This window comes from Kitasatospora sp. NBC_00240, assembly GCF_026342405.1.
Lineage (GTDB): Bacteria > Actinomycetota > Actinomycetes > Streptomycetales > Streptomycetaceae > Kitasatospora.
The window spans coordinates 1492327-1508188 of sequence record NZ_JAPEMU010000001.1 but is presented as its reverse complement, the minus strand read 5'-3'; the positions used below and the strand labels follow the sequence as shown (position 1 = coordinate 1508188).

At 75.4% G+C, this 15862-nt stretch carries 11 protein-coding genes and 1 pseudogene; 6 read left to right on the top strand and 6 right to left on the bottom strand.

Annotated features, from left to right (window positions below; translation table 11 throughout):
- The first annotated feature begins 146 nt into the window (after window positions 1-146).
- From OG689_RS06205 to OG689_RS06195, 3 genes are all read left to right on the top strand, one after another.
- A complete protein-coding gene (locus OG689_RS06205) occupies window positions 147-2159 on the top strand; it encodes an AfsR/SARP family transcriptional regulator (protein ID WP_266318445.1) in 2013 nt (670 codons plus the stop codon).
- Between the two features lie 41 nt (window positions 2160-2200).
- Window positions 2201-3367: a hypothetical protein gene (locus tag OG689_RS06200; protein ID WP_266318443.1), complete on the top strand. Its 1167-nt coding sequence runs from the start codon at window positions 2201-2203 to the stop codon at window positions 3365-3367.
- Window positions 3368-3520: 153 nt separating this feature from the next.
- Complete coding sequence (locus tag OG689_RS06195) at window positions 3521-3793, top strand: hypothetical protein (protein ID WP_266326897.1); 273 nt, start codon at window positions 3521-3523, stop codon at window positions 3791-3793.
- Window positions 3794-3992: 199 nt separating this feature from the next.
- Here the strand turns inward: OG689_RS06195 and OG689_RS06190 are convergent, their stop codons facing one another.
- Window positions 3993-4559, bottom strand: a complete 567-nt coding sequence (locus tag OG689_RS06190; protein WP_266318441.1) for a PadR family transcriptional regulator — start codon at window positions 4557-4559, stop codon at window positions 3993-3995.
- Window positions 4560-4777: 218 nt separating this feature from the next.
- Here OG689_RS06190 and OG689_RS06185 point away from each other — a divergent pair, with 218 nt between their 5' ends.
- Both OG689_RS06185 and OG689_RS06180 read left to right on the top strand, forming a co-directional pair.
- A complete protein-coding gene (locus tag OG689_RS06185; protein WP_266318439.1) occupies window positions 4778-5170 on the top strand; it encodes a nuclear transport factor 2 family protein in 393 nt (130 codons plus the stop codon).
- 196 nt (window positions 5171-5366) lie between these two features.
- Window positions 5367-5864 carry an SgcJ/EcaC family oxidoreductase gene (locus OG689_RS06180; RefSeq protein WP_266318437.1) on the top strand — a complete coding sequence of 166 codons (498 nt, stop codon included), beginning with the start codon at window positions 5367-5369 and terminating at the stop codon, window positions 5862-5864.
- Between the two features lie 90 nt (window positions 5865-5954).
- On the opposite strand, the gene OG689_RS06175 is transcribed toward OG689_RS06180, so the two are convergent.
- Window positions 5955-7292, bottom strand: a complete 1338-nt coding sequence (locus OG689_RS06175) for a cytochrome P450 (RefSeq protein ID WP_266318436.1) — start codon at window positions 7290-7292, stop codon at window positions 5955-5957.
- A 461-nt stretch (window positions 7293-7753) separates the two neighbouring features.
- Here OG689_RS06175 and OG689_RS06170 point away from each other — a divergent pair, with 461 nt between their 5' ends.
- Window positions 7754-9634, top strand: coding sequence for an FHA domain-containing protein (locus tag OG689_RS06170; protein ID WP_266318434.1), 1881 nt, complete (start codon window positions 7754-7756; stop codon window positions 9632-9634).
- Window positions 9635-9711: 77 nt separating this feature from the next.
- Here the strand turns inward: OG689_RS06170 and OG689_RS44750 are convergent, their stop codons facing one another.
- From OG689_RS44750 to OG689_RS06150, 4 genes and pseudogenes are all read right to left on the bottom strand, one after another.
- Window positions 9712-12006: a BTAD domain-containing putative transcriptional regulator gene (locus OG689_RS44750; protein WP_323189254.1), complete on the bottom strand. Its 2295-nt coding sequence runs from the start codon at window positions 12004-12006 to the stop codon at window positions 9712-9714.
- A 227-nt stretch (window positions 12007-12233) separates the two neighbouring features.
- Window positions 12234-12341 (bottom strand): annotated as a pseudogene (locus tag OG689_RS06160) (alpha/beta hydrolase); the annotation flags it as partial.
- 168 nt (window positions 12342-12509) lie between these two features.
- A complete protein-coding gene (locus OG689_RS06155) occupies window positions 12510-13727 on the bottom strand; it encodes an MFS transporter (protein ID WP_266318433.1) in 1218 nt (405 codons plus the stop codon).
- Between the two features lie 518 nt (window positions 13728-14245).
- On the bottom strand, window positions 14246-15691 hold the full coding sequence (locus OG689_RS06150) for an RICIN domain-containing protein (protein ID WP_266318432.1): 1446 nt from the start codon (window positions 15689-15691) through the stop codon (window positions 14246-14248).
- Between the last annotated feature and the right edge of the window lie 171 nt (window positions 15692-15862).

Genomic DNA, 15862 nt, shown 5'->3' with positions numbered 1-15862 from the left:
CCGGTGACCTCGGATGTCGTGGCACACTGTCCCCTTCGCCCTGGTCCGCCCGCGACCCGGCCGACGCCCCGGGCCCGCCCCGCGGGCCCGGTCGTGGTCCGCCGCCCGCGGTCGCGGGGCACGGGGAGAGGCACGGGGGTGGAGTCGTGGCGGAGCTGACGATCGCGGTGCTGGGTCCGATGCGGATCCGGCGCGCCGGCCAGGAGCTGCCGACCGGCTCCGGGCAGCGCCAGGCCGTCCTCGGGATGCTCGCCGAGCGCGCCGGCCGCGCCGTCCCGGCCCGTGAACTCGCCCACGGGCTCTGGGGGGAGGACGAACCCGCCTCCGCCGCCGCCGTGCTGCGCAACCACATCTCCCGGCTCCGAGCGGTGATCGATCCGCCCGGCGCCGGCACCCGTACCCTGCTCTCCCGGGACGGCGGCTACGCCCTGGAGGTCCCCGGGCGGAGCCTCGACGCGGTGGCCTTCGCGTCGCTGGCCGCGGACGCGGCCCGGCGCCGCGACGCCGGCGACGCGGCGGCCGCCGTCGGGCTGTACCGGCGGGCCCTGGCCCTGTGGCAGGGCGCGGCCCTGGCCGGCCTCCCCGGTCCGTGGGCCGAGCAGGAGCGCGCGCGGCTGACCGAACAGCGGCTGGCCGTCCTGCGGGACCGCCTCGCACTGGAACTCGAACTCGGCCGCCCGGCCGGCCTGGTGGCGGAACTGACCGCGCTGTGCGCCGAACACCCGCTGCGCGAGCCGCTGACGGCGCTGCTGATGACCGCCCTCTACCGCGGCGGCCGGCAGGCGGAGGCGTTGGAGGTCTTCGACACCACGGCGCGGACGCTGGCCGCCGAGCTGGGCGTCCGCCCCGGCCCCGAGCTGCGGGAGCTGCGGCAGCGGATCCTGTGCGCGGACCTGCCACCGGCGTCTGCGGCTCCGCCCGCCGGTGTGACGGCGACCGGCCCCGGCCCGGCGGCCCGGTGTGCCGCCCTCGGCGCCGCACCTGCTCAACTGCCTTCCGATGTTGGTGACTTCACCGGCCGGGTGGCTGAGGTGGGTGCGGTCGCTGCGGCCCTCGCCGCCCACCGGGCGGAGGCCGGCGGCCCCGCCGTGGTGCTGGTCCACGGAGGCTGGGGGACGGGCAAGAGCACCCTGGCCGTACGGGCCGCCCGGACCGTCCGGGCCGAGTTCGCCGACGGCCAGCTCTTCGCCGGCCTCGGCGGCGCCCGCGGCGACGTCGCCGACCCGGCCACCGTGCTCGGCGGCTTCCTGCGGGCGCTCGGCGTCCCGGCGGCGGAGATCCCGGCCGGCACCGCCGCGCGGGCCGCGCTCTACCGCGCGGTGACGGCGGACCGCCGGCTCCTGGTCGTCCTGGACGAGGCCGCGGACGAGGCACACGTCCGCCCGCTGCTGCCCGCCGGCCCCCGCTGCGCCGTGCTGGTCACCGCGCGCGGGCCGCTGCCGGGCCTCACCCTCTCGGCCGGCCTGCGGCTCGGCAGGCTCACCCCGCAGGAGTCGGCCGGCCTGCTCGCCGCCGTCGCCGGGACGGCCCGGATCGCCGCCGAACCGGCGGCCGCCGAGGCGGTCGCGGCCGCCTGCGGGCACCTGCCGCTGGCGCTGCGGATCGCCGCCACCAGGATCTCGGCGCGGCCCGGTTGGAGCCTCGCCGCCTTCGCGGCCCGACTGCGGGACGAGGGCCGCCGCCTGGCCGAGCTGCGGGTCGGCGAGCTGTGCGTCGAGGCGGACTTCCGGCGGGCGCACCACCGCCTGCCGGCCGAGCTGGCGGCCGCCCTCGGCGACCTCGCCCGGGCCGCGCCGGCGGCGGGGGCCGCCCGGCCCGCCGGGGACGCCGTGCCCGCCCTCGGACCGTCGGCTGCCGGACCGTCGGCTGCCGGACCGGCTGCTCCCGGGACGCCGCCGGAGCGGTCCGGGATAATGGAACGGCTGCTCACGGAAGGGCTGTTGGAGCCCTCGGACCGGCCCGGCCCCGGGTACCGCCTCGACGAGCTGGTCCGCCTCTGCGTCCTGGCCGGAGCCGGAGCCGGAACCGGAACCGGGGCCGGGGGCGGGGGCGGGAACGGAGTCGAGGCCGGGGACGGAGCCGCGGCCGGTGGTGGAAGCGAGGTCGCCAGCGGGTCGGGCGGGGTGGCCGGCAGCCCGACCGGGCCGCCGGCGGCGTGAGCCGAAGGACCGGGCCGACGGCCCGGCGACGAGGAGGAAGCGTGCGCGATCCGTTGGAGTGGCGGGCCGGGGACGGGCCGTTGGCCGCCTGGCTGGAGCTGGTCGGGGAGCGGCTGGCCGGCCCGCAACCGGACGGGTACGTCGTCCGGGGCGACGTCCGATGGCCCGACCAGCCCTACGGCGTGGTGCTCGCCGGCGGTCTGGCGCCGGCCGCGGTGGCCGAACTGCTCACCGCGGAGGGCGTGGACGGCCTGTACGTCCGCACCTCCGGCGGCCGGCGGTTCGCCGAGCCGCACCTGGAGATCGCACCCACGACCGAACCCGACCTCGGCCCTGACGGCCCCGGCGTGCGGATCCTCCACGTCACGCCGGCCGGGGTGCCGGCCGGCACCGTGCCCCTGGTCGGCCGGATCAAGGCGCCCGCCGAACTGGCCGGCTGGCTGGGCCGGTTGTCGCCACTGCTGCCGGGCGGGATGCCCGGGTTCGAGTGGCCTGGCACGGCCCTCGCCGAGCCGCTCGGCGTGACCCTGCTGCGCCGCCGGGACACCGTCCTGCTGTCGCTGCAACCGCTGGCGGCCGCCGAGCGCAGCGGGACGGACGCTGCCTTCCGGCTGATCCTCGGCTCCCGCGCCGACGCCCTGGCGGGGCACGCCGGGTTGCTGGGCTCGCCCGCCGTGCTGGAGGAGCGGGCGCCGTCCACCGTGCGCGATCTCGCGCGATGGCTCGGCGAACTGGCGGCCGGGTGGGGGAGCGGGCCGGTGCCGCGGCCGGGCCTGCTGGCGGGCGCCGCGCCGCTGCCGCGTGCCACCCGTGCGAGCGTGCGGAGGATCGAGGACGGCGAGGCCGAGCTGATGTTCCGACGGCACGGGCGTCCCGAACTGTGGGCCCGGGGGCCCGCGTCCGAGGTCTCCCGCTGGGCCCTCCCACTGCTGGAGCCGGCCGTCCACGAGGAGGCCCCGGCCGGCTCCCCGCGCCGGCTCACGGCCTGGCTGGAGCGGGTCGGCCGGGCGGTCCTCGGCGGGCCGGCGGCCTGGACGGTGGACGGGCTCGCCGCCCCGCTGGCCGCCGCCGAACTGGCCGGCTGGCTGCTCGCGCACTGCCCGGGGCGGGCCGTCGCGGTCGACCGCGTCGGCGGAGGCGGGCTCACCCTCGGCGGGACCCGCACACCGGCCGGCTGGGTCACCGTCACCGGCCGCCGGGCCCGCTGAGTCCGCTCCGGCCCGCGCGCCGGATCAGGGGCGGTCGGCCTACGCCGGACCGGGTCGATTGTCAGACCCGCCTCATATCATAGGTGTTGTCAGTGAGCACCCCACCGCCGCACCAGGAGGTCGCCGATGTCCGCTGCCACCGTCAGCCGTTCCATGCCCAAGCGCAAGGCGGCAGCACCCGCCCGCCCACGTCGCCGTCTCGGACCGCCCGCCCCGCAGCCCCTGCCGCCCGGGCTGCCCCGGGCCTGGTACGAGGACCACAACCGCCGCCTCAAGGCGATGCGCCTGGCCATCGTCCTGCTCGACTCCGGCAACTACCTCCCGCAACAGGCCACCAACCGTCGTATCCGCTCCGTCGCGAGCCGGATCGGCATCCACCGGCCGTCGGCGGTGACCTGCCGCGCGGTCAGGTCCCTGCTGGCCTAGCCTCCCGGTACGGGTCGTCCCGCCGACCGCCACGGCGCCCGGCCCACGGGCGCCGTGGCGGCCCGCCGCGTCCTCGCCGTCGGGCCCTGCGCCCCGCCCGTGGTCGGGGGGCCGCCGCGCCGGTGGCGGACCGACTCAGCCTCGGACCGACTCAGCCTCGGGCCGGTCCCATCACGGGCCGGTCCCATCACGGGCGGGTTCAGCCGCGGACGGCGGCCCGTTGTTCGAGCACCCGTAGCGCCAGCTCGCCCCAGCGGATGTTCTCCTGCTCGAAGGCCATCCCGCGCAGCAGGGTCAGATAGGGGCCGACGCGCTCGGCCCCGGCGAAGTACTGCTCCTCGCTCCGGCCGTTCAGCAACCGGACCTGGAGGCGTTCGTAGCGGGCCAGTTTGGCCGTCGCCCACTCGATCCGCTGCGCCACGGCGATCCGGACCGCCCCGAGGTCGCCGACGTCAGCGCACCGGACCTTGACCATCAGTTCGTCGCGGACGGCGGTGGGCCTGGCCGCCGGCTCGGCGGTGTAGGCGTGTACGGCCGCCAGCCCGGCCTCGGTGAGTGAGAAGAGCCGCTTGGTGGGACGCCGTTCCTGCTCCACCACGCGCGCGGTGATCAGCCCGTCGCCCTCCATCCGCTCCAGCTCCCGGTAGAGCTGCTGCGGTGTGGCCATCCAGAAGTTGGCGACCGAGGCGTCGAAGGCCTTGGCGAGGTCGTACCCGGACGCCTCACCGTCCAGCAGGGCGGCCATCACCGCGTTGCGCAATGCCATCCCGTCAACCTAGCACCAGGTGGACGGGCCGCCCGGGGCCCGTGACGGGGTGCGCGGCGGCCGGTCGGGCGGCTGCTCCGGTGCTCGGACCGGTGCTCGTTCCGGCGGTCGGCCAGGTGGCGCGAGCGGCCTTCGCGCGGGCTCTGGACACCGGGCGGGCCCGCGCGGATACTCACTGAAGCACCTACTCAATTTGTTGACTATCGAGAGGTTGGCCCGTGCACCCCTTCCGCAAGGCCGTCGAGACCCGCGACGAGGAGGCCGTCGCGGCCCTCCTGGCCGAGAACGTCGTCTTCACCAGCCCGGTCGTCTTCAAGCCCTACCCGGGCAAGGCGATCACCGCGGCGATCCTCCGGGGCGCGATGCGGGTCTTCGAGGACTTCACCTACGTCCGTGAGATCGCTGACCCGGACGGCCGCGACCACGCCCTGGTCTTCACCGCGACCGTGGGCGGGAAGCAGATCCAGGGCTGCGACTTCCTGCACTTCGACGAGGCCGGGAAGATCGACGAGTTCATGGTCATGGTCCGGCCGCTCTCGGCCGCCCAGGCCCTGGCCGAGGCGATGGGCGCGCAGTTCGACCGGATCACCCGGGAGGCGGCGGGGCAGTGAAGGCGGGGCGCCCGTCCGAACCCGGCGGAACGGTCAGGCCCCGGACCGGCGGTCGGGAGCCCCGTGGCGGATCACGGAGGCGGGGCTTCGCGGACGCCGCGGATCCCTTGACTTGAAGTGCGCTTCACCTTGGAGGCTGGGTAGGTAGCTCCCCCGATCGGGAGGGAGCCGCCCGACAGCCTGGAGGGGATCCGCCATGAGTCCGCAGCTCGCAGGAGTCGCCGTTCCACGGGAGGACGTGGACGCCGTGGTGGCGCTGGTCGCCGACGTCGAACGGGCCCAGCAGAACGCGTCGCCGGAGAACTTCCTGCGGCACTTCCGGGAGGACGCGATCTGGACCACCGGGCACGGCAGGCTGCTCACCGGCCTGGACGAGATCGCCGCCTTCACCCGCAAGGTGCTGCCGCCCACCGCGGACTCGCCCACCACAGCCGGCTACCGGCCCGTCCACATCCTCTTCATCCGTCCGGACATCGCCGCCGTCAAGGTCCGCCAGCGCCCCGTCACCCGCGACGGGGTGCACCTCGACGAGATCTTCCGCGGCCACCCCGACCCGGCCGCCCTCGCCGTCGACCACCCGGGTGCTCTCCCCGGTACCCCGACCTGGTTCCTGGCCAAGGACGACGGCGTCTGGCGCATCGCCGCCGCCCAGAACACCGTCGTCCAGGACCCGGACACCCTGGCCGCCGGCTGAGACGCCGGCCAGGGCCCCGCCCCGGGCCGCCAGGTCCGCGCCCGACGACCCCCCCGCGGCGCCCCGTGCCGCAGGGCCCGGCCCCGGGCGTCAGCCCCGGACGGGGACCGCCGTGAGGGTCGCCGGCGTCGGGCCGTCCGGGCGGACGGTGATGCTGTACGCGGCCCCTGCGGGCACGGAGTGGAAGGCCAGGGTGTAGGCGGGCAGCAGGTGTTCGAGCAGCACGGTCGACTCGCGCAGCGCGAACTGCAGCCCCAGACAGGCCCGAGGCCCCAGGCCGAACGGCAGATAGCTGCCCGGCACGGCCGGCCGGAGCCCCGGGACGGTGAACCGGCGGGGGTCGAACCGCTCCGGCTCCGGCCACAGGGCCGGGTCCCGGTGCGTGAGGTACGGGCAGACCAGCAGATCGGTGCCCGCCTCGACGCGGTGGCCGGCCAGCACGTCGTCCGCGGTGGCGTACCGGGGCAGGACCCAGGCCGACGGGTAGAGCCGCAGGGTCTCGCTGACCAGGGCCTGGACGGCTTCGCGGCGCTCCGGCGAGCCTTCGCCGCCGGCGGCGAGTGCCCGCTCGCGCGCCTCCGGGTGGCGGTCCAGGAGCAGGTACAGCCAGGTCAGGGTGGTGGCGGTGGTCTCGTGGCCGGCCACCAGCAGGGTGACCAGTTCGTCGCGGATCAGCCGGTCGGTGTACTCGGGGCGCTCGACGGCCGCGTCCAGCAGGACGTGCAGCAGGCCCGGGCCGTCGGGGCCGGCCGAGCCGTCGCGGGCCGCCTCGATCGCCCGGGCGGCGACGGCGTCGATCCTGGCCAGGTCGGCGGCGACGGCCTGCTGGGCACCGGGCGGGCCGTCGGTCAGCGTCGGCAGGGCCGCCACCACCGAGCCGACGGCGTCCAGTTCGTCCTCGGTGCCGGCGTCGAGCGGATGCCCGGTGAGGGAGCGCCAGATGGTGTCGAGGGCGAAGGTCCGCATCTCCAGGCCGACGTCGACAGCCTGCCCGGAGCGGGCGTGGCCGGCCCAGCGTTCGGCGGTCCGCCGGGCGGCCGCGGTGATCCGCTGCTCGTAGCGGCGCATCCCGGTTCCGGTGAACTGGGCCTGCAGCACCCGTCGTTGCTGCTTCCAGGCCTCGCCGGTTGCGGCCAGCACGCCGTCACCGATCAGCAGCCGGGCGCGGTGGGAGCGCTTGACGTACTGGTCCGGCCGCTGCGCCAGCACCCGGAGGACCGCCGAGGGGTCGGTGACCAGGACGGTCGGGTCCGGCCCCAGCCGGACTGCGGCGACACCGCCGAGCAGCTCGCGCGCCTGGGCCAGCAGGTCGACCAGGTCGGCGCCCGAGGAGCGCCACCGCTCCACCAGGGCGGGCTCCACCTCGGGGACGGGCGGCGCTCCGGAGGCGTTCGGGGGGACGGGTACGGGACTGGCTTGGGTGGCCACCGGTCTTCTCCTGTTCGGCCGCGGAGGGATCGTCCCTGACGGAGCGTCGACAGCACGGACTGTACGCGAACCGGCGTGGCCGGTGACAGTCCGCTCGGACGTCCCCGCTGCACCCCGCTGCTCTGGCGTCCCATCCGAAGCAGTGATCGACGCCGGCTTGCAACCATCGTGCAACTGGTCTGCAACTTCCGGCGTCATGACCTTGCGCGCGGCTGCCCATTGCCACAACTCTTGGACCGGACGCCGAATCGGCGCCCGGCGTTCCTCACGCCGAACCGCTTCCCCCGCAAGCGCATTCACCAGCAGTCTCGCGTCCCGACGGCCGGTCGGCCGGCCGCGCGAGCCTACCGAAGACCGTCCACCACAACGATGTTGGCGAGATGCGTTCGGCGGCCCGCGCGGGCCGCCGGTCCAGGCCCGGACACGGCCGAGCACCCAGAGACTCAAGGAGCGGAGTGACGATGCCAGCTGCGATCATCGGGCGTGAGGGGCCCCTGGCCGGACGGCGGTTCCCGATCGGCAACAAACCGGTCACCTTCGGCCGCAGCGGCGACAGCGGCGTGGTGATCGCGAGCGGGAGCGCCTCGCGGCTGCACGCGGAGGTGGTCCGCGACGGTGACCGCTACATCCTGCACGACCGGGGGAGCCGCAACGGGACGCTGGTGAACGGCGCCCCGGTGACCTCGCGGGTGCTCACCTCCGGTGACCTGATCACGATCGGCGGGGAGGTCTTCGCCTTCGAGGTCGCCGATTCGATGGAGACCATCACCGAGGTCTTCCACCTGGCGCCCGCCGTGGCGGAGCCCGTCCTGCACGTCACGGTCTCGGGCGGCGGCCCGGTGGGCCTCGCCTTCGCCCTGCTGCTGGAGCACCACCTGGGGCGCCGGGTGTCCGTCACGGTCCACGACGGGCGCTGGATCCAGGACGGACCGCGCGTCGTCTGGAAGAACGAGTCGCAGGGCAACGTCCGGCGCCAGCAGGTGGTGACCGTCCAGAGCCGGCAGTTCCTGAACCTCCCCGAGGAGGTCCAGGCGCGGCTGTTCACCGCCGAGGCGTTCTCCGAGATGTGGCCGGCCGGGCCGGACTCCATCCGCGGCTTCGGCCCGCGGAACATCCGGATCGCCCATGTGGAGGACGTCCTGCTGGAGTTGGCGAACGAGAAGGCGGACCGGATCCGGCTGGTGCCGGCCAACTTCGACCCGGCCGAGCAGCGCGAGGAGGTCGCCAAGGGCCATGTGCTCGCCATCTGCGAGGGCGGCCGCTCCCGGACGCGGGAGTTCTTCACCGACAAGTTCGGCACCCCCGACACCTCGATCTACTCGCTGGCGGGGCAGCACGTCCAGGACGTCGTGCTCGGCCTGCGGGTGAAGTCCGACCTGCCCGATCCGACGGCCGTCCTGCTGACCGTCGCCCAGAACCGGTTCCTGCTCAACTCGCTGCGCGGCGAGGGCTTCCTGAACATGCGGCTGACCGACGCGGAGGCCCGTGAGGTGATCGGGGTCGACCCCGTCCGGCAGGTCTTCGAGCAGTGCGTGGCCTCCCGGCCGTGCCTGATGGGCCGGGACGAGGAGGGCGACTTCCGCTGCTCGACCCACGGCACGCTGTTCCTGCCCGCCCTGGTCAAGGGCTCCGCGCTGTGGAAGCGGGTCCTGGAGGGGTTGGCGCTGTTCGGCGTCACCGAGGACAACCTCAGCGCCGTCACCGGGTTCCGGCTGGACATGGTGCAGCGGCCGCGGTTCACCGCCCACCTGTACTCCGCCACCGCCAACACCCCCGGGACGTACGGGTTCCTGCTCGGCGACGCCGCCAACGCGATCCACTTCTGGCCGGGTCGCGGCCTCAACAGCGGGCTGGCCTCGGCCATCTCGCTCGCCCGCTCGCTGAACAACGCCTGGCGCGGCCGGTCCTTCCGGGACGCCGACTTCGTCCGGCACGAGGCGGCGATGTCGATGCTCCAGTACCGGCACAAGAGCCGCGCCTGGAACGCCATGGTGACCACCGACCAGCAGGGCGTCGCCTGCGCCATCAAGGACCGGATCGCCCGGAGCATCGAGGAGGGCCTGCCGGAGGGCGAGGACGGTTCGGCGGACCGCGAGGCCCTGCTGGTCCAACTACGGCAGATCAGGGACCGGCTGGCGCCGCGGATCGCGGGCATGCCCGACGACGCGGCCCTGCGCGAGCGCCTGGCGCAGCTGAAGGGCGAGACCGTCCGGACCCTGCTCGCGAGCGGGGCCTGGGACACCCTGACGGTCGGCGGCGAGGAGGTCGACATCGACATCTTCTACCGGGAGGGCCCACCGGTGACCGGCCCGAAGGCGCTGACGCCGATCAGGCGAACCTGACGACACCCGGCTGCGACAGCCGGGCACGGCACCCGGTTCCGGGATCAGGCCCGGTCCTGGTTCCGGTCCCGGTCCCGTCAGGGTCGTTCCCGCCCGGTCCGGGTCCGGGCGGGACCCTCGGCCGGGCCCGGGCCCCCGTCGTCCGGCCGGGCCGGTGCCGTCGTCGACACCGGATCCGGCGCGGCCGGGGCCCCGGCCGAGGTCAGTGCCGGCGCCGCCGCCCGGGGCGTGAACGACGGGCGGTCGGTCCCGGGGAGTGCCGCGCGGTGACCCCGCGCCTCCCGGTAGTGGTCGAACAGCCGGCCGGCGGCGGCGCGTCCGACGGCGTCGCCCTGCTCGGCCAGCAGCTCCGCGCCGAAGCTGCGGACCAGCCCGGACTGCGCGTGGCGGCCGGGAGACACCTCGGCGAGGAGGTGGTGGTCCGCCAGTGCGGCCAGGGCCCGCCGGGCCCGGGGCCGGTCGCTGCCGAGCAGCGCCGCCGCCGCGCCGCTGTCCACCGGGAGGTCGGGGTGCACGGTCAGCAGGGCGAGCAGGTGCGCGCCGTCCCACGGCAGGTGGCGGTACGTCATGATCAGCCGGCTGCGCAGGCCGGCGGGGCCGGGGGTGTCCAGCGTCTGCAGCCGGGTGCGTTCGTCCTCCAGCGCGGCTGCCAGGGTGGCCGCGCTCCAGGTCGGGCGGGCGCAGAGCCGGGCGGCGGCGGTCCGCAGGGCGAGCGGCAGCCCGTCGCAGAGTGCGGCGAGCCGCCGCACGGCACCGGCGCCCGCACCTGAACCCGCGCCCGCACCCGCGCCCGCACCGGCGCCCGCACCTGAACCCGCACCTGAACCCGCGCCCGCACCGGCGCCCGCACCTGAACCCGCACCCGCACCGGCGCCCGCGCCCGCACCTGAACCCGCACCTGAACCCGCGCCCGCACCGGCGCCCGCACCCATACCCGTACGAGCACCGGCACCCGCCCGGGCATCCGGGCCGGCCTGCGCCCGGCCGGGCGGCAGCAGCCTGTCCAGCAGGGCGGCCGCGTCGGCCTCCGGCAGCGGGCCGAGCTGCAGCAGGGTCGCGCCCTGGGTGACCGTCAGCTCCTCGAGGGTGGCGCGGGCGGTGATGACGGTGACGCAGTGCGGCCCGGCCGGGAGCAGTCCGGCGACCTGCGCCGCGTCCCGGGCGTCGTCCAGCACCACCAGCAGCCGGCGCCGGCCGGCCTCCTGCTGGTAGAGCGCGGCGCGGGCCGCCGGTTCGTCCGGGAGCGCGGCCTCCGGGACACCCAGCGCGCGCAGCAGTGCGCCCAGGACCTCCGCGGGCGCGGCGGGTCCGGCCGGGTCGAAGCCGCGCAGCGGTACGAAGAGCCGGCCGTCCGGGAACCCCGGGGCCTGGCGGGCCCAGCTCACCGCGGTGGCGGTCTTGCCCACCCCGGCGGGGCCGGTGACGACGGCGATCCCGCCGCCGGCCGGCTGCGGCCCGCACAGGTGGTCCAGCCGGCGGTACTCCTCGGCGCGGCCGACCAGATGGTCCGGCAGTCGGGGCAGCGCGAAGCCGGTGGCCGCCACCGCGGGCCGCTCATGTGCGGCCGGCTGCTCCGCCGCGGGAGGGCGCTGTCCGGGAGCCGCCCCGGTGTCGCGCCGGGCCGGCAGCGCCGGGCGCGCGCCGTCCGTGCCCAGGACGGCGCGCAGTGCGTCCTGCAGGGCGGGGCCCGGCGCGATGCCCAGCTCGTCGTCCAGCCGGGTCCGGGCGTGGTGGTAGGCGGCCAGCGCGTCGGGGGCGCGGCCGTCCTGCAGCAGGCAGCGCATCAGCAGCGCGACCGCCGGCTCGCGCAGCCCGTCGGCCCGGACGTAACTCTCCAACTCCGCCACGGCCGCAGCGCCGAGCCCCAGGCGCAGTTGCCGCTCCGCCCAGGCGACCAGCACCCGGGCCCGGGCCTCGCCGAGCCGGTCCGCCAGGTCCCGGCACAGCGGGGTGTCGGCGAGGTCGGCGAGCGGCAGCCCGTACCAGAGGTCCAGGGCCTGCTTCAGCAGGTCCGCCGCCGAGTGGTCGTCATCCTGGACGGCCTCGGCGCGCGCGGCCAGCGTCTCGAACCGGCAGAGGTCGATCCGGGTCGGGTCACCGGTGAGGAGGTAGCCCGGCGCCCGGGTGCGGAGTTCGAAGGCGGTTCCGGCCAAGGCCTTGCGCAGGGCCGCGACATGGCCTTGCAGGGCGGCCCTGGCCCGGGCCGGCGGTTGGTCGCCCCACAGCAGCGCGAAGAACCGGTCGAGCGGGACGACCCGGTCGAACTCGACGGCCAGCAGGGCCAGTACGGACCGCTGTTTGGGCCCGGCCACGATGGCGGGGACGCCCGCCGCGGTCCGCAGTTCGATCGGCCCCAGCAGTCGTATGCCCACGAGATCCACCCTACTGGCCGCGGCACCGGATTCCGGTCACTGCTGCCCGCAGGGCGGTCGGTGGCCGCCGGTCGCGGCACCCGGGTCGACTGCGGCACGCGGCCGCGCCGGCCGTGAAGGGATCACGACCGGCGCGCCGGGGCCGACGAGCGGGGCCGACCGGTGGAGCGGATGGATGGACGGACGGACGGACGGAGCGGACCGGCCGGGCGGACGCCGGGTCGGCGCAGATGCCGGGTGAAGAACCGCAGCGAGCCGTCCGTCTCGAACCGCGGCAGCTCCCCGTGCCGGCCGGGGTTGGCGTGCAGCGTCTTCTCGGCCGAACCGAAGGCTTCTACCACGAGGGGCCGACACCTGCGGCGCGGCAGGGGGGCCACGGCCTGACACCGCTTCGGATCCGGGCCCGACGGTCAGCCAGAAGAAGTCCTCCGAGCAGCCGGAGGCCGGTGGCCCGCCGGCCGGGCATCTCCGGCCGCGTATCTCCGGCCGCTCACCCGGGCGCCTCAGCCGCTGCGGTGCGCCGGTGCGTCGGCGGCGCGGCCCAGCCAGAGCACGGCCACCAGGCACAGGACCGAGAGCCCGCCGAGCAGCAGCGGCACGGCACGCACCCCGGACCACTCGATCGCCTTGCCGAGCGCCGGCCCCGCGGCGACCCCGCCGAGCATCGATGCGGCGATGACCAGGGCACCCGCCCGCCTGGCCCGCGGCGCGGCCCGGTTCAGCCAGGGCAGTCCGGTCGGGAAGATCGGCGCGATGAACAGGCCGACGCCGGCGTACGCGTACGGGGCGAGTCCGGGGACGGAGGCCAGCAGCAGGCAGGCCGTCATACCTGTGCAGGAGGCCGTGATGATGGCCCGGGCACTGAAGCGCAGGGCCATCGGCGCGACCAGGAAGCGGCCGGCGGTCAGCATCAGCCAGAAGACGGACGTCGCGGTGGCGGCGACGCCCGCGCCGTAGCCGACCGTCTCCAGGTGGGTGGGCTCCCAGCCGCCCACGCCCGCCTCGATCCCGACGTGCAGGACGTAGAGCACGACGAAGACGGCCAGCACGGTGAGCAGGCTGCGGTTCCTGGCCCCGCCGGGGGCGCCGGCCGCGGTGGCGTCGTCGTCCGCCGTCGGCGCGCCTTGCTGGCGCACGCCCCGAAGGAACAGCAGCAGCGGCAGGTTGGCGAGCGCGAAGCCGAGGAAGACCGCGGGGTAGTGCTCGGGGCCCACCGCGCCGATGAGCACCGGCCCGAGGATCGCGCCGACCCCGAAGTGGGCGTTGAGGATGTTGAGCATCGCGGCCGAGCGGTGTCCGAAGCCCACCGCGAAGAGCTGGTTGAGGCCGTAGTCGATGCCGCCGAAGCCGAGCCCGGCCAGCAGCGCCGCCGCCAGGGCGAGCGGCCAGTCCGGCGCCAGGGCGAAGCCGGCCGCACCGACGGCCATCAGCAGGTACGAGCTGCCCAGGATCTGCTGGTTGCCCAGCCTGCCGTGGAGCCGGTCGAAGAGCAGCACGCCGGCCACGCCGCCGGCGAAGTGGGCGCTCAGGCCCAGCCCCGCGGCGGAGGGGGAGAGCCCGAACTCCTCCCGCAGGGCCGGGATCGCCGGGCCGTACAGCGCCTGGAGCGCGCCGATGAGGACGAAGCCGACGCAGGAGGCGACCACCGCGGCGGGGCTGAAGAGTGCGACCTGCGCCGGTGCGGCCGCGGCGGCCCGCCGTACGGTCGGCCCGGCGGTCACCAGGACACCCGGACCGACCGTACGGCAGGCCGGCCGGTGCGGGGGGCGGCCGGGGTCGCCGACCATCCGCTGTCCGTGGGCGGGACGGACGGGGGCCCCGTGGGCGGGGCGGTCAAGGCGACGGTCGGCATCGGTGTGTCTCCCCCAGGAATCGTCGGATCGAGCTTCCGGACCCGGGGGCGGGGGTCGGGCGGGAGCCGTGCTTCTCGGCGAAGCCACGGCGGGGCCGGTCCGGCGGCGGTGTCGGATGCCCCGGAACGGGTGTGCCCCCGGCGATCCGGCGCCGTCGGCCGTGGAACACCCGGCCCGGCCCTCATGATTCAACCAGAAGTCACATATACCAACAACGCATTTTGTGGATCGTTGACCGAAGGTGGTGCGGTCGTCCGGGGCGGGCCCGTCGGCCCGCCCCGGACGCCGGGTCCGTCGTCCTGGCCCGGATGCCGGGCCGCGACGACGGCCGGCCCGGCCGTGGGGGGATCCCGCCACCCACGACCGGGCCCTGAAGGCCGTCACCCTCAGGCTATGGTGCGCTGCCAGTGCTGGTTGGTGCCGCCGGAGCAGGCCCACTGGTCGAGCGCGGTGCCGTCGGCGGTCGAGGTGTTCACCACGTCCAGGCACTTGTTGCTGTGCTTGGCGACGATCTCGACGTAGCCGGCCGTGCTGGTGGTCCGGAGCTTCCACTGCTGGGACGGCTGGCCGTTGCAGGTGTTCTGCACGGCCGACGCGCCGTCCGCGGTGGACGCGCCCGCGACGTCCAGGCACTTGCCGCTGTGCCTGGCCATGATCTGGACGTAGCCGTTGCCGAGCTTCTTGATCCAGAACTGGTCGTTGGCGCCGGCGCCGCAGCCCCACTGGACCAGCGGCGCCGCGTCCCCGGTGTCGTAGTTGGCCACGTCGGCGCACTTGCCGCTGTGCTGGGCCGTCAGGGTCTCCCAGGTGACGTTCATGCCCTTGACGGTGCCGGCCGCCGCGTCGACGGTGAGCTGCGGGGAGTACTCCAGGCTCATCGTCGTCTTGGTCGGGAACTTGATCGGCAGCCACACGTACTGGGAGTCGTTGACCGACTTGCCCATCGAGTTGCCCCAGCGGTCGCCCATGTACAGGTAGCTGGTGGCCCCGGTGCCCTGCACGGGCAGCACGTACGCGGTCTGGCTGCGGAAGGTGGTGGAGTCGCCGACGTCCTTCAGGCCGGTCCAGGCCCCGGTGATGCTGGTGGCGGTGGCGTACTTCTGCTGGTTGGGCGCCCAGCCGGTGGCGCCCGAGGTGAGCAGGAAGTACACGCCGTTGCGCTTGAACATCGCGGGGGCCTCCCGCGAGCTGCCCGCCCAGAGGTTCTGCACCTGGGACTGGATGCCGGTGTAGTCGGCCGTCAGCTTGTAGACGTGCAGGTCCCGGTTCTCGTTGGCGGCGGAGATCATGTAGCCGGTGCCGTCGGTGTCGACGAAGGTGGTGATGTCACGGGACATCTCGCCCAGCGGCCGGAAGCTGCCCTTGTAGCTGTAGTCGCCGTCGACCGTGCTGGAGACGGCCACCGCGGCCCGGGCCTCCCCGTAGTCCGCGTTGTTCTCCTTGTGCATCCACATCACGAACTGGTGCGTCGAGGCGTTGTACATGACCTTGGGTCGCTCGATGTTGGCGGACCCCAGCTCCGGGTCGGTGGCCTGCGTCAGCGCGTGGTTGCGGAACTCCCAGGTCTTGAGGTCGGTGGAGCGGTAGACCGAGACGTAGTGGAAGGTGTTGTCGGCGTTCCGGTCCTCACCGAACCAGTAGTAGTACTGGTCCACCTTGATCACGCCGCCGCCGTGGGCGTGCACCGGGTTGCCGCTCGGGTCGGTGAACTGGGTGGCGTTGTCGATGGTGACCGGCGCGGCCTGAGCGGGGGCGACCGCGCCGACCAGGGAGAGGGGGAGGGCGGCCAGCGCGGCGAACAGTGTCGCGGAGGCCTTGCTGCGGAGAGACATGGGGTACCTCTTGCTCTTCACTTCAGGCATGACCGGTCCGTGCTCCGGACGAGCCGGAAGCGAACGTGGGGGTGGACACGTGTGTCATGCGCAGGGGCGGAGGCGATGGCCGGCCGGCGGTGCCGGGCGGGTGGGCGATCGCGGTCCCGAGGAGGGACGGGCGTACCGGTG